Origin of the sequence: Suttonella ornithocola (genome assembly GCF_001889065.1) — a bacterium.
GTDB classification, from domain to species: domain Bacteria; phylum Pseudomonadota; class Gammaproteobacteria; order Cardiobacteriales; family Cardiobacteriaceae; genus Suttonella_A; species Suttonella_A ornithocola.
Genome location: NZ_LWHB01000116.1, coordinates 1 through 13,718, shown reverse-complemented (window position 1 = coordinate 13,718; position 13,718 = coordinate 1). Strand labels below are relative to the sequence as shown.

At 41.9% G+C, this 13,718-nt stretch carries 15 protein-coding genes and 1 pseudogene; 7 read left to right on the top strand and 9 right to left on the bottom strand.

Translation table 11 applies throughout. The features are described 5' to 3' along the window. Window positions 1-199: 199 nt before the first annotated feature. From A5N85_RS15670 to A5N85_RS08940, 5 genes are all read right to left on the bottom strand, one after another. On the bottom strand, window positions 200-364 hold the full coding sequence (locus A5N85_RS15670) for a hypothetical protein (RefSeq protein ID WP_169818644.1): 165 nt from the start codon (window positions 362-364) through the stop codon (window positions 200-202). 181 nt (window positions 365-545) lie between these two features. Further along, window positions 546-764: a hypothetical protein gene (locus A5N85_RS08955; RefSeq protein ID WP_072576916.1), complete on the bottom strand. Its 219-nt coding sequence runs from the start codon at window positions 762-764 to the stop codon at window positions 546-548. 409 nt (window positions 765-1,173) lie between these two features. Beyond that, complete coding sequence (gene rbbA, locus A5N85_RS08950; RefSeq protein WP_072576915.1) at window positions 1,174-4,074, bottom strand: ribosome-associated ATPase/putative transporter RbbA; 2,901 nt, start codon at window positions 4,072-4,074, stop codon at window positions 1,174-1,176. Window positions 4,075-4,118: 44 nt separating this feature from the next. Further along, entirely contained in the window at window positions 4,119-4,469 is a 351-nt protein-coding gene (locus A5N85_RS08945) for a winged helix-turn-helix transcriptional regulator (protein ID WP_211268132.1), read from the bottom strand. 433 nt (window positions 4,470-4,902) lie between these two features. Continuing rightward, window positions 4,903-6,069 carry an HlyD family secretion protein gene (locus A5N85_RS08940; RefSeq protein WP_084601723.1) on the bottom strand — a complete coding sequence of 389 codons (1,167 nt, stop codon included), beginning with the start codon at window positions 6,067-6,069 and terminating at the stop codon, window positions 4,903-4,905. 50 nt (window positions 6,070-6,119) lie between these two features. Between A5N85_RS08940 and A5N85_RS08935 the strand changes: the two genes are divergently transcribed. Both A5N85_RS08935 and A5N85_RS08930 read left to right on the top strand, forming a co-directional pair. Further along, window positions 6,120-6,704 carry a TetR/AcrR family transcriptional regulator gene (locus tag A5N85_RS08935; RefSeq protein WP_072576913.1) on the top strand — a complete coding sequence of 195 codons (585 nt, stop codon included), beginning with the start codon at window positions 6,120-6,122 and terminating at the stop codon, window positions 6,702-6,704. Between the two features lie 357 nt (window positions 6,705-7,061). Beyond that, window positions 7,062-7,532: a hypothetical protein gene (locus A5N85_RS08930; protein ID WP_072576912.1), complete on the top strand. Its 471-nt coding sequence runs from the start codon at window positions 7,062-7,064 to the stop codon at window positions 7,530-7,532. A gap of 286 nt (window positions 7,533-7,818) precedes the next feature. Here A5N85_RS08930 and A5N85_RS17675 read toward each other — a convergent pair whose 3' ends face one another. From A5N85_RS17675 to A5N85_RS08910, 4 genes are all read right to left on the bottom strand, one after another. Beyond that, on the bottom strand, window positions 7,819-7,974 hold the full coding sequence (locus A5N85_RS17675) for a transporter substrate-binding domain-containing protein (RefSeq protein ID WP_428843255.1): 156 nt from the start codon (window positions 7,972-7,974) through the stop codon (window positions 7,819-7,821). After that, window positions 7,974-8,561: a substrate-binding periplasmic protein gene (locus A5N85_RS08920; protein WP_072576911.1), complete on the bottom strand. Its 588-nt coding sequence runs from the start codon at window positions 8,559-8,561 to the stop codon at window positions 7,974-7,976. Before A5N85_RS08920 ends, A5N85_RS17675 begins: the two co-directional genes overlap by 1 nt. Before the next feature lie 209 nt (window positions 8,562-8,770). Then, complete coding sequence (locus A5N85_RS08915) at window positions 8,771-9,247, bottom strand: threonine/serine exporter family protein (RefSeq protein WP_072576910.1); 477 nt, start codon at window positions 9,245-9,247, stop codon at window positions 8,771-8,773. Next, window positions 9,244-10,020: a threonine/serine exporter family protein gene (locus A5N85_RS08910; RefSeq protein ID WP_072576918.1), complete on the bottom strand. Its 777-nt coding sequence runs from the start codon at window positions 10,018-10,020 to the stop codon at window positions 9,244-9,246. The genes A5N85_RS08915 and A5N85_RS08910 overlap by 4 nt, the downstream gene beginning before the upstream one ends. 265 nt (window positions 10,021-10,285) lie before the next feature. Here A5N85_RS08910 and yccS point away from each other — a divergent pair, with 265 nt between their 5' ends. From yccS to A5N85_RS17665, 5 genes and pseudogenes are all read left to right on the top strand, one after another. Continuing rightward, the gene (gene yccS, locus A5N85_RS08905; protein WP_072576909.1) at window positions 10,286-12,409 is read left to right on the top strand and encodes a YccS family putative transporter; all 2,124 of its coding nucleotides are present in this window, start codon (window positions 10,286-10,288) and stop codon (window positions 12,407-12,409) included. Beyond that, a complete protein-coding gene (locus A5N85_RS08900; RefSeq protein WP_072576908.1) occupies window positions 12,406-12,945 on the top strand; it encodes a DNA-3-methyladenine glycosylase I in 540 nt (179 codons plus the stop codon). Before yccS ends, A5N85_RS08900 begins: the two co-directional genes overlap by 4 nt. Window positions 12,946-13,011: 66 nt before the next feature. Next, window positions 13,012-13,149 carry a helix-turn-helix domain-containing protein gene (locus tag A5N85_RS17670; RefSeq protein ID WP_115305851.1) on the top strand — a complete coding sequence of 46 codons (138 nt, stop codon included), beginning with the start codon at window positions 13,012-13,014 and terminating at the stop codon, window positions 13,147-13,149. 27 nt (window positions 13,150-13,176) lie between these two features. Next, window positions 13,177-13,398, top strand: a pseudogene (locus A5N85_RS08890) (IS630 transposase-related protein); the annotation flags it as partial. A 161-nt stretch (window positions 13,399-13,559) separates the two neighbouring features. Beyond that, on the top strand, window positions 13,560-13,718 hold a 159-nt coding region (locus A5N85_RS17665; protein WP_143143236.1), incomplete at its 3' end, for a helix-turn-helix domain-containing protein.

The window sequence follows — 13,718 nt, the reverse complement described above, 5'->3', positions numbered from 1 at the left end:
CAGCTATAGACGGTGAATTTGCTGATCTTGTAGCGCTTTGCAACAGCGCGCCAAGTTTCTCCATTAGCAATATCGTTAAGAATTTTTTGTCGGAATTGGCGGCAGTAGGTCATAGGATATACTCAGTTTGTTTTTGATAATTCTACTACAAGTTGTTCTTTATATCTGCTTTGGATAGATTGGATTATAAGTGATTTGACTATAACAAAATGGCGACGAAATAAGCAAAAAATTCCAAAGTTTTTGCCGTTGCCATGCTTTTGAAACTGTTGAATTTTTCCATGCCGGTAGGATTGCGCCGCTTGACCCAAACAATAACCGCAATACCACCCGCTGCGAACAATAATCCCAATAAAAACAACAAGAAATTCAAAAATCCTCTGGAATTGAGCTAATCAACAAAGTAGCCGATCATGGCAAGCCTTAAGCATGAAATCAATACTTTAGCTTCTAAAGCGGGGAAAGCGAGGCAACAAAGCGCGATAACAGCGTTGGCAATTCCGATTTTGCTTTTTCAAGATGACTAAAAACAATATTTAAAACTTCTATCTTGTTTTCACCGCGATCAAATCACTTAGCCAATATTCAAAATCAAATTTTCCCTTAGGTTCATAAATGATTTTGACCGCTTTCTTATTTTCTTTATTAATAAAACTTACACAATCAGCAGTATCCAATAACTTGCCGTCATTGCCGGTTTTATTTAACCATTCCTGCCATTGCTTATTTGGATGAATGGCATTCCATAATGCTAAAGATTTCATCAAATACCCCTTTCCAAAAAAATTATTTGAGACCTTTGCAAAATTTTTTAGCGCACTTATAGGCTTTACGTCGCTCTTTTTTTTCAGAAGAAGACAATGAATGCCAAACTGTTTTTAATCTTGCTAAACTCTCTTTAGCAGTTATTGGAGTAGAGGAATGCCAAGAAGAGGATTTTTCTATGGCTTGAGTGAGCAGTTAAAAAGCGCCGCTTGCTATTTTTTGGAGTGCTTTTCTCAGCGCGGTAGAGTGCATCGGCGGAAAAGTTGTCCATCACAATCTCTAAATGCTTAAAACTATGTCATTCTCGTTCACGACGGTTAAATGTTTTTACTTTGGCAAGGACAATCCCTTCTGAAGCAGGGCAATTCATCGCGCAATGCTTTATGTATAGCTCTGTGAATTGAAACATCATTTTTCTTGTTTTTTCAATAACAAAGAAGCCAGCGTGATACAGACGAGCGCATAGGCAGCGAGGGCTAAGTAGGCGGGGATAAATTGATTAAATCCTTGTCCTTTGGTGAAAGCACCTAAGCTAATCGCTTGATAGTGCGCAGCGGGAAAGATTTTTGCCAAAATGGCGTTAAATCCGGTAATGGTGGAAACAGGATAAAGCATCCCTGAAAAATTCACCGCAGGAATAACGGTTAAGATTGCGGCGGCTGCCATTGCGGCGACTTGTGAGGATAAAACACTGGAAACAAGTAGCCCGAAGCCAGTTACCGCCAAAATGAGTAAGAGCGCGCCGAAAGTCATTGCCCAAAAACTGCCAGTAATCGGCACGCCTAAGACGACAATCGCAAAAAAGATGAGCAAGAGATAACTCAGCAATGCGGTGAGAACATAGGGCAGTTGTTTGCCGATGAGGAATTGTAGAACGCTTGCCGGCGAGGTGTAGAGATTGCTAATGGAGCCAATTTCTTTTTCGCGCACGATGCCGAGCGTGGTCATCATCACAGGAATGAGCATAAGCGCGAGCATAATCACGCCGGGGGTAATGGCGTAGATACTTTTAAAATCCTGATTATAGGCAAAGCGCGGTATGATGCGCACGGCGGGTTCGAGGTTGCCGCCATAGCCTTTAGCGCGAAGTGTTTGTTCGCCGTATTCCTGCACGATGCCTAAAATCATGCCTTTGATGTTTTCTGCAAAAAACGGTTCAGCGCCGTCAACGGCAAAGTCGATTTCAGGATGTTCACCACGCATCAACTGTCGCCCAAAATTCGGCGGAAAGGCGATGACCAGCGATACTTTTCCTTCTTTGAGTGCGTTTTCGGCTTGTTGCGGACTGTGAACAGCGGTTTGTTCGCTAAAATACGGCGAACCGCGAAAGTAAGCGGCGAATGTGCGGCTTTCGATGCTGTGGTCTTGGTCAAAAATGCTGTAGCGGATATCTTTGATGTCGAAAGAAATCGCGGTAGCGGCGGTCGCCATGATGACTAAAGGTCCAAACAGCGCGAATAACAGGCGCACAGGGTCGCGTAACAGCTCTTTGGCTTCGCGGCGAGAAAAGGTAAAAAGCAATGCCAACCACGCGCGAATGCCGCGTTGACGCGCGGGGTGTGTGGCGGTCGTGACGGTGGTTGTGATTGCATTTTTTATTTGTGCGGTTGAGATGTTATTGCGGTCAGTGGCGGATGAGGTTTCTGTATGTGCGGTGGTGGTGTGGTTGGTCGTTGTGGATGAGGCGGCTGCACAGGTAGTCGTGTCTGTATCGGTGGAACTCGGGTCAATTTTTGCACTGGCTATTTGTGGCGTTTCGTCATCCTGATTGGCTTCCAAATAGCAGATAAAGGCTTCTTCTAGGGTGTCGGCGTGTTGTTTTTTGCGTAGCGTTTCGGGTGTACCCATATCCAACACTTTTCCACGGTGCATAAAGGAAATGCGGTCGCAGCGTGCGGCTTCGCTCATAAAATGCGTGGATACGAAAATCGTAACGCGTTCTTCTCGCGAAAGCCGTATCAGTTCTTCCCAAAAGTGGTCACGGGCGGCGGGGTCAACGCCTGAGGTGGGTTCATCTAATATTAGAATTTCAGGGTGGTGCAGGCAGGCGGCAGCAAGCTGCAAGCGTTGGCGTATGCCTAGAGATAAATCACGCGGTAATGCGTCTGCAACCGTAGATAAATCATAGCGTTTAATCGCATCTTCTACGGCGGTTTTGCCTGCTTTACCATTTAAGCGATAAAGCGTCGCGTGCATTTCTAAGTTTTTGCGCACGCTGATTTCTTCATAAAGTGAAAATGCTTGCGACATATAGCCTACGCGCATTCGCGTTTCAATGCTGCCTGCTTCTACCGTTGCCCCTAAAATTTCCGCATTACCTTCTGTGGGCGCGAGTAAACCGGTGAGCATTTTCATCGTGGTGGATTTGCCGCAGCCGTTAGAGCCAAGAAAACCAAAGATTTCGCCTTTTTCTATGGTGAAGCTGACATCATCCACCGCCGTAAAGTCGCCGAAACGCTTCGTTAAATGATGCGCTTCCATTGCTGGTTTTGCGCCGTTTTCTTGCTGAAATGGCGGGATTTCTAGGTGCGGATTGCCGCGTTTGTCTTCAGGCAGAATGGCATTGTAGGCGTTTTCTAAATCGCCGTATTGCGCCAATATCTCGTCGGTGGGCGCATTGGCGAGCAGTTCGCCGTCATTCATCGCCAAAAAATGCTCAAACTGTTCGGCTTCATCAATGTAGGCGGTCGCGACAATCACGGTCATTTCAGGACGTTCCGCGCGCAAATCTGTCACTAATTGCCAAAACTGTCGGCGCGAAAGCGGGTCAACGCCTGTCGTTGGCTCATCTAAAATCAATAATTCTGGCTCATGGACAAGCGCGCAACACAAGCTCAATTTTTGCTTCATCCCGCCAGACAGCTTACCTGCTGCGCGGTTTTGGAATGGATTTAATCCCGTTGCCGTTAGCAAACGCTGAATGCGTGTTTCGCGAACTTCCGCAGAAATCGAAAATAATCGCGCATGAAAGTCGATATTCTCATAAATAGATAAGGTGGGATAGAGGTTATACCCCAAACCCTGAGGCATGAACGCGACGTGTCGGGATAACGCATCACGCGCTTTTTTCTCCGCTACATTTCGCCCCAGCACGTTAATCGTACCTGTTTGCAATATTTTTACGCCAGCAAGCAAGGATAATAAGGTGGATTTTCCCACGCCATCAGGTCCGACCAAGCCAATGGTTTTCCCTTTGGGTAGCGTTAAATCAATGCCTTTGAGCGCAATGATTTTGCCGTAGCAGTGCTGCACGCCCTCCATACAGACGGCGGATGTTTTTTCATGGATAGGTTTACTGCTTGCCGACATGGTTTCTCCTTTATAAATAAAGCTATTTAATAAACGGATAGTTATTAGGAATTATCATCCGCATATTCTATTGCTGACTCTGTTTTATGACAGCTAAGTTCACGATAATGCTCACCCCAAGCGGCTAATTGTTGTAATACCGGTTCAAGCGTTCTGCCCAAATCGGTCAGAGTATATTCCACGCGCAGTGGCATTTCAGCAAATACCATTCGCGCTAACAAACCGTGCATTTCCATTAGTCGTAAATTTGCTGTTAGCACTTTTTGCGAAATCTTGCCGACAGCACGTTTTAAATCGCTGCTACGACGACTACCCGCCAGTAAATCCCGCAAAATCAGCATCTGCCATTTATTGGCAAGAAACAACAGTGCCACTTCAACAGAACAAGCAAGCAATTTTTTTAAATTTTCCTCGCTCACAATTACTTGAAAAATAAAAAAGGATACTTTTAGTTACTACTATACATTTTTGTTCGTACTTCAAACAAAATCCCTACTATAGCAGGCTCCTAAAAAATACATACCGTACTTGTCGATAGGATGATGTTTTCAAAATGAGACCTTTGCAAAATTCCGTTTTACACGAATTTTTGCTACTAGTAGAAAAATTAACCATATGATTTTAATATATTTTCAAAATTTGAAAAATTGAAATTTCTCTATTTTATGTTTTTTTCAAAGGTCTCCAACGGTATTAGCCACATCAGCTATGCCGATTACGTCATGGCAATGCTGGATTTATGTACGCAAGATATGCCTGTGCGACAACGCTTTAGAGTCTTCACGCCAATTTCTTAACAATTAAAAAGCGACCGCTATTCTGCGGTCATTATTGGGTTGTTGCAGTTTTTGAAGGAATTTCATCAGCCGGCAACCTTACCGCTAATGACGCAGGCCATGCTGCGTTCGGATCGGTGCGCACATAGCCCACTGCGCTCATACCACCTTTTAAAAACTCGGCAGATTTCTGACTGGCTTCGCGCGTCATTTTCAGCGTAACGCGATACATCATAGACGCGCGCTCGCTTTTCGTTTCCACATATTTCGGAGTGAACTGTGCGCGGTCAGCGACATAGCTCACGCTCGCAGGGAATACGGCATCAATACCATCAATCACTAAACGCGCTTCTGCATTTAACGCGATTCTAGCGACTTGCGGCGTGGGCAGGAAAATATCCATTGACACATCCGCCGGGTCAACAATCGTGGTAATGACGCTACCCGCGGCGACTACATTGCCCACACCGGCGACAGTATATTTCACCCGTCCGGCGCGTAGCGCGGTCACGGTTAAATCCGCTATCACGCTTTCAATGACTTTTATTTCCGCTTCTGCCTGCGCCACCGCCGCCTGTGCTTCTTCCACACCGGCACGAGCTTCGGCAATGGCGGCATCTGCTTCTGCTGCCCCTGCTTTAGCTTGCATTTGCGCTGCTTTTGCGGCATTTACTGCAGCCTGTCGTGCATCATAGGCTTTTTGCCGTTGTGTGAGTTCGGAAGCGGAGATCAGGTTTTGCTTGCGTAACTGTCGCGCATTTTTTAAATCCTCTTGCGCAATGGCTAGCTGCGCTTCCTGCGTGGCAATTTCTGCTTCTGCTTGATGCACCATTCCGCCCGCACGGCTTTTTGCCCCCTCTGCCCGCGCTTGCGCACCTTTTGCACGCGCTACCGCACTTAATGCCCGATTTCTCGCTGCTTTTGCAGCTGCCAGTTTGGCTTCTGCTTCATCTGAGGATAGACGCGCTAATACCGTACCCGCGTCCACGGTATCGCCTTCAGAAACCGGGACTTCCAGCACACGTCCGGCGCGTAAAGTTGCAATATCATAGCGTGTTAGCTCAATCCTTCCGTTGCCTTCAGCAATGCCTTTTTCTTGCTCTAGCACTAATTGCGTATTGCGCCACCAAGCAAAGCCTACAGCCGATATCGCGGCAATCATTAAAATAGGCAGATATTTTTTCATAGAACAAGTAATATTAAATAAGATAATATTCACGAACTATACGCATCTGTATAATCTTGGTCAATTAACCTTTTTAACAACTTATGACAAATATCAATCCTTCTCAACAACGTATTCTCGATGCCGCCATTAAATGGTTTGCAGAACATGGCTCTTCTAGCATTACTGTAAGCGAATTAGCTAATACAGCAGGCATTACACGTGCAACTGTTTATAACAATCATCTCCACCCAGATACGCTATTTCCTGATATTTGCACACGCCTACGCCAAGAAATGGCTGAACAAGTTCTTCAATCGCTATCAGATATTCATCAGCCTTCACAAAGAATAGCGACAGGGCTAAAGCTTTATCTAGAACGCGCTGCTGATGAACCTGACTGGGCAAGATTTCTCTGCAATTTTGCTTATCATCCTGCAATGCCGGATGAATTGAATCATGGCCTTCATGCACTTGGTGATGAATTGCGCAACGGGATTAAAAGCGGAGATTTTTTAATTTCAGAGGCGGATATTCCGGCAATGCTTGGACTCATAGGAGGAACCGTGCTATCTGGCATGTTTTTGGTGATAGAACATCAACAAACCCCCGAAGAAAGCTGGCAACGTTTGGGAAAATGGATTTTAACCTTACTTGGTGTTGAAAATATAGAAGCATTTTTATCTTAAATCCTAATTGTACCTGCTCAATATTTAGCAACTTCCCAAAAAATGCATACAATGCTAACTCAATAGCCACTTTAAAAACAGTCTACTATCCATAAGTACCGTATGCATTTTTAGGCGCCCTGCTATAAGGTAATCAGCTAAAAAACAGAGCATCTTATAAGTATTATCTAGCATTTCTATCAATAAAAAATGACATTCTATTTTATAGATAAAAAACTATAAATTCATACAAAAAACTAAAACATATTTTCTCTAAAATTACCATTTCTAAGTCTTTTATCCATATAATTTAAACATTTAACTGTTATAATCAATATAACTTTCAAAGTGATTTAATTATTCAATTAAGGAGAAAATATGTCATTACTGAAACATTCTGCGATTGCTTTAGTTGCTGCTGTTAGCTTACACGCTGTTGCAGACGATCGCGCAGAACTTCGTGAAGAGCTTAAAGAAGCGCAAGCTAAGGTTGCTGAAATTAAGGGAAAATTAGCAGAAATTGAAACTACAATAGAAAATTTACCCGCAGGTGTTTTCGTACCTGCTAATCTACAAAAAGTAAATGTTGACCGCGATGATGGTGGCGAAGAAATTCAAATTGAAGGGAAGCTACCTAACGGGAATGTTAAAGAATTAGCAATGCAAGTACAAAAAGCACTTAAAGACGCTGGCTATAGCGTTGTCAAAGAATCGCTAGACAAAGATGACGATGCTAAATTAGTTTATGAGAAAAAAACTGGTGATATTCGCGAGACTATTGAAGTAGATATCGAAAAATCATGGTTAAGCGACAAAATTGAGTACGAAGTTGAGTACGAAAAACACTAAATTCATACTTAATTATTAAAAGCCCACAAGTTGTGGGCTTTTTTATTTTAATCAACTTAGCGATATAATTATAAATAAATTATATCGCTAAATATCTTTAACTCGCATACAGAGTTAGCTCGTTTTTCCGTACTGAGGTTGGCTGTCTATGGTTCGTCAGTTTGTATGCAAGCTAAACCCATTCAGTTATAGTCAACTTCCCAAAAAATACATACAACGTTAACTCAACATCTACTTTCAAAACAGTCTACTATCTTCGGGAGCCCAACTATATAATTAAATTCGATCAAGAATTTACACCAAACCATCGCTGAACTAATGCCTGATAGCTACCATCTTTTTTCGCTTTCTCTAAGCCCCCATTTAGTTTATCTAACAATCCATCATCACGACCTTTACGAACCGCAAAGCCAAAAAAGTAGCGATTATCATTTAAATGAATTAAACGAATCTTAAACTGAGGATATTTTTAGCAAAATATTGCAAATCTCTATCATTAGCAACCATCGCATCTACTTCTCCACGCCAAACTTCTCGTAATGCTAGAAAAAAGGTTGGATATTCTTTGTGAAGTTCTTCTGAGCCAGAAAGTTCAGCTGATATTTTTTTAGCTGTTGGGGCACCAGGGTTAGTAGAGAAAATTTTACCTTTCAAGTCTTCGGGCAATTTGATATTTTGATTCTTAGAATCATTCATCACGATAACCGTATCGCCGAAATCTAAAAACGGCTCACTCATATCGACAATTTTTTTACGCCAATCTGTTAAGCCATAGGCAGACGAAAAAATATCTGCTTTACCACTATTGAGTGTCTCTTCCAGTAAGCTACGCTGTTTTTGAATAAATGTCAGTTCAATATTTTCATGCTTTGCAATCAATTTTAATAAATCAACTTCAAAGCCAATAATTTCTCCTTTTCCATCTGTAAATTGAAAAGGGGGATAAGAAGGATCTGCTGCGACAATATAATTTTGTGCAATTGCATTAATTGCAATAAAAAACATCAATAAAAATGAACGTCGTATCATTTAAACTCCTTTTAAATTAAAATAAAAATTATTATCTGATTTCATCATTATGAGACCAGATATAACGACTAGAAATTTATTTTCTCATCCAAGGCATATTTAAGTTTGAATAATAAAGATAAAAGTAGTAAATAGAATTTTGTACCCATACACTTTAAAAGCATTATATAAATGACAAATTATCTCATAAAATTGATCTAGCTTTAACTTCACACCACCGGGCGATTACGGTAAAACAATAATCCCGGTAGTGCTAAGCCAAATACCAACGCAGATAATAAAAATCCTGTCTGCACAAAATTTTCGATTAAATGCGCAAATAACATTTCTGAGAAACCACTTTTTTGAATATCCAATAAAGCTAACATCGCTTTGTAAGCATATACGCCCGGAATCATTGGAATAATTGCCGCAACGGTAAAGACTTTTGGATGCGCTCGATATCGACGCCCCAGTCTTACCCCTAAAAACCCAATCAATGCGGCGGCAAAAAAAGTACTGAAAACCAAAGGTAATCCAAACCAGACTAAAAATGTTCTTGTTCCATGCCCTAAAGCGCCTAGAATGGCGCAATACCGCAACGCAGGTTTAGGTACATTAAATAAAATCGCAAATCCTACTGCTGGTAGAGCAGCAAGTAACATATCTTGAATTAACGAGATAATTTCTTTAACTACCGCTATCATAGCAACACCTCTTTAGCATCTAGCCCCAAAACCAATAAGGCAAAAATAATACCTAAGCACGCTGCTAAAGTTAAAACCGTAGCCCACATCCAGCGCCCAACACCCATATTCATATACCCCTTTAAGCCATCGGATAAAGAGTTAATCAACGGAAATCCTGGAACAAGCATTAAAACAGCCGCAGCCATCATCGTTTGTGGCGTATGACTCCATCCTAAGCGTTGGAAAAAGCCAGCCAATAAGGTTGCCACAAAAGCGGTCGCTGAAAAGGTCATTAAAGCGTTAAGATGCTTTTTCTCAAGTTTAACGCGAACAATCATGCCAAAAAAAGCAGCTAAAAAGGTAATGGTGCAACTCAATATATCCGCACCAGAAAGACGCGCAAAGCAAGCACAGCTTAGTGCCACCATTGAAACCGTTAAATAGGCAGGATAACGCGATTGTGGCACCTTATCTAACAATTTGTGTACTTGTTGACAATCTAAACGCCCTGCTTCCGCGGATAAAACAGTTCGTTGCACTGCCGTTACAATCGTCATATTTATTCCCATACTGCCTAATCGTCGTGCGGTTGTTAAGCAATAACCATCGACAATCACCGTCAGGACAATAGCATTAACGGTTAAAGTACATTCCACTTGCTGTGCACCTAAAGCTAATCCTAATCGGGTAGTCATTCCCACCACTAATGCGCTTTCAGCGCCATTACTCAACAATAACAAGGCGGTTCGCGCACAAAGTCGAGTAATTTCTCGTTGTTGCTCTTCTTGCATGGGCATTGCTTTCTTAAATAGGCTGATAATTTAAATCAAAAGTTGCTTGATGATCATGTCTATTTTTCATCATTTATCTTCTAATTCACTTAATAAATTATCTGCCATGATAAATACAGATTCAACTAAAAAAGAGATTTATTCTCCAAGTGATTTTATCATTTTAATGTAAAATTTTATCTAAAACTTATTAACATCAAATGAATACGACAACTGTCTGAAGCAGAGATATAATAGCCACTATCAATGCAAATCTAATCCATCTATGAAAAAGCCCTTTCGCCTTAGTACTTCTGTTTTAGAAATTCTCCCTATTTTTACGGCTTTTACCATTGCTGCGCTGATTATTACTTTTTTTAATTTACGCGCTTCGGCAATCGCCTTGATGCTTGGTGTAACCGCGGGCGGATTGGTTGATATGGATAGCCATACCAGTGGGCGCATAAAAAATTTAGTCATTATTCTAGCCTTATTTGCGCTTTCAGCGATTGCGGCACAACTTGCTCAACATAACCCTATTGCCATCACGATTGTGATGACAGCCTTAGCTTTTAGCATGACCATGCTTGGTGCTGTGGATGCACGCAATCGAACCATCGCTTTTTGTACATTAATTGTTGCAATTTATATTTTACTGACTTATCAGCCAAGTCTAGCTTGGTATGAAAACCCATTCATGCTGGTTTTGGGAACCCTTATCATGCAAAGTCAGTCACTACTTTTTCATTTATTAGCGCCTAACCGTCCCGTACAAGAAAACCTGTCTCGTGCTTATGCTGCATTAGCCGATTACGTTCAAGGAAAAGCGCGCTTTTTTGCGCCTGATGAAAGAGATGACCTAGATCAAGCCGAATACGAATTAGCCATTCGTACGCGCGCGGTTACAGAAGCTTTCAATGCAACCAGAGATGCGCTTTTTCATCGTTTAGCTGGCACACAAATCAGTACTCGCATTGCTATTCAATTAAATGATTTCTTTATCGCTCAAGATATTCATGAACGTATTAGCGCATCGCACATTGATTATCGTGAGCTTATTAATGAGTTAGAAAATAGTGATGTTATCTTTCGCATTGAGCGTCTTATTAACCTACAAGGTCGAGCCTGCCGAGAATATGCGCAAGCACTAAACAATGAAATGCCTTACGCTTCCCCAGCCGTTTTAGATCGCGCTTATCAAGGACTCGTTACAGCATGGCAACGCTACCAACAAGCACATACTCTAAGCAATGAAGATGAAATTCATCGCTTAATTGCTAATCTTGAAAACATCAATCGCCAGCTTTCTAGATTAGGAACCCCTAACCCGACTGGCATTGCCGACCCAACACTTGCAAATGCCAATATTACGCATTGGCGAGAAATTCCTGAGCGCTTAAAAGCCAACCTCAATAAAAATTCCATTTACTTCCGCCATGCAACACGAATGGCATTGATTACCTTAATTTGCGGCGTCATTATTGAAAGCTTGCATATTCATTTAGGCTACTGGATTTTATTAACCGCCTTACTGGTTTGCCAACCTAACCGTAATGCCACCCAAGCGCGCCTGATTCAAAGGATAGTAGGCACCTTATCTGGTGTTATTGTCGGCAGCTTATTACCCATTCTTGCACCCAATACCATTACTTTACTCACCTTATTGGTTGCTGCAAATACCTTATTTTTCTTCTTCCGTGCACGCAGCTACGGTTTTTCCACCTTTTTCATTACCATTCAAGTCTTTGCTGGCTTTGCCATGATTGGTATGGATACTTCTGGCGCTATCTTAGCGCGAATGGCAGATACCATTTTGGGAGCAGCTATTGCATGGGTTGTCGTTAGCTTTTTATGGCCAGATAAAGACTATATCAACATCAAAAAAACGGCGGCAACGGCACTCAAAGAAAACGCTGCTTACCTTGCCTTAATTATCGAGCAACTTCAAAGAGGCAACAAAGACGATATCACCTATCGCGCCACTCGACGTCGCGTCCACGAAAATGCCGCTGCTTTAGCCGGACTAGTCAACGAACTTCCTAGCTCAGACGATGCTGAAGTGCGTCGGCAACGTGCTCAACTGGTGCAGCTCAACTACCGATTAGTTTCTAGTTTATCAACGCTTGCGGTTTATCGAGGTTGTATTCGTGATCCTGAACAGCCCAGTTTACAACCCTTTTTCCAAGCTGCTGCACACATACAAACCACGCTTACTAACTTTTCAGCGCAAACCGAAGAAAGCGTATTGCATGAAAGCAAAACCTTAAAAGAAACCCTTATTCCAAACGACCATGGAGAAACAGCCATTCTCATTCATCCGCTGATAAGAATCACCAACCTATTACCTGCTATTCGCCATAGCATAGAAGTCACCAACACCTCCCCTATAGCACATCATCTCTCATCATGAGCCAAACCTATTGCGATTACGTTCATAGCCATCCAGAAGACACGCTTAACCGTGACTATCACGACCATCACTACGGCTTTCCGATTACAGATGACCGCCTTCTATTTTCACGACTCATCTTAGAAATTAACCAAGCCGGACTAAGCTGGACACTGATTCTCAAAAAACAACCAAATTTCTTTGCCGCTTATCGCCAATTTGATATCGCAACCGTTGCCGCCTACGATGAAACCGATATACAGCATCTTCTTTCTGATAGCGGCATCATCCGTAACCGCTTAAAAATTCAAGCAGCCATCTACAACGCGCAACAAATTCTAAAAATACAAGCCGAATATGGCTCCTTTAAACAATGGCTAGATGCGCACCATCCGCGCACTCTACCCGAATGGATTAAACTCTTTAAAAAGCACTTTAAATTTGTAGGCAAACAAATTGTCAACGAATTTCTGATGAGCTGTGGTTACCTAGAAGGTGCACATCAACCAAATTGCCCGATTTATGCGCAACTAAAAAACCAAACGAATATCGTATGAGCAAAACCTTATACAGCTAAAAAACTAGATATAACATACCCTATAGATTTACACACCTTTACTCATATGCGTCTCTATTCATTAGAACTCAGGAAAAAAGTAATCGCAAAACTAGCAGAAGGCTATTCGGTTCGTCAGGTAGTCAATAACTTTGGTATCCATTTCCCTACTGTTCAGAAGTGGAAAATGCGTGATTGCCTTTAGCCTACTAAAAGAACAAGAACTTCTTATCCTTGCAAAATTGACCTCAAAGCCCTAATGGCTAGTGTAGAGTACTATCCAGATGCTTATCAACATGAGCATGCCCAGCGTTTTCATTGCTCACAGACAGCTATTCACAAAGCATTGAAGAAACTTGGTATTAGCTATAAAAAAACACTAAGGCATCCAAAAGCTAATCAAGATGATAGGAGACGCTTTAATGAGAGCATCGCTATAGTCAAAGACCAATAAAAGAGTTACAGAAATTAGATGGTTATTCCAGTAAAGTATGTGTACTTACTTTATTCATCTATCTTAACACTATAGTCAAATCACTTATAATCCAATCTATCCAAAGCAGATATAAAGAGCAACTTGTAGTAGAATTATCAAAAACAAACTGAGCATATCCTATGACCTACTGCCGCCAATTCCGACAGAAAATTCTTAACGATATTGCTAATGGAGAAACTTGGCGCGCTGTTGCAAAGCGCTACAAGATCAGCAAATTCACCGTCTATAGCTGGATTAAAAATCCCCATCCTAAAGGCTTTACTGAGCGTAAGCCCTCA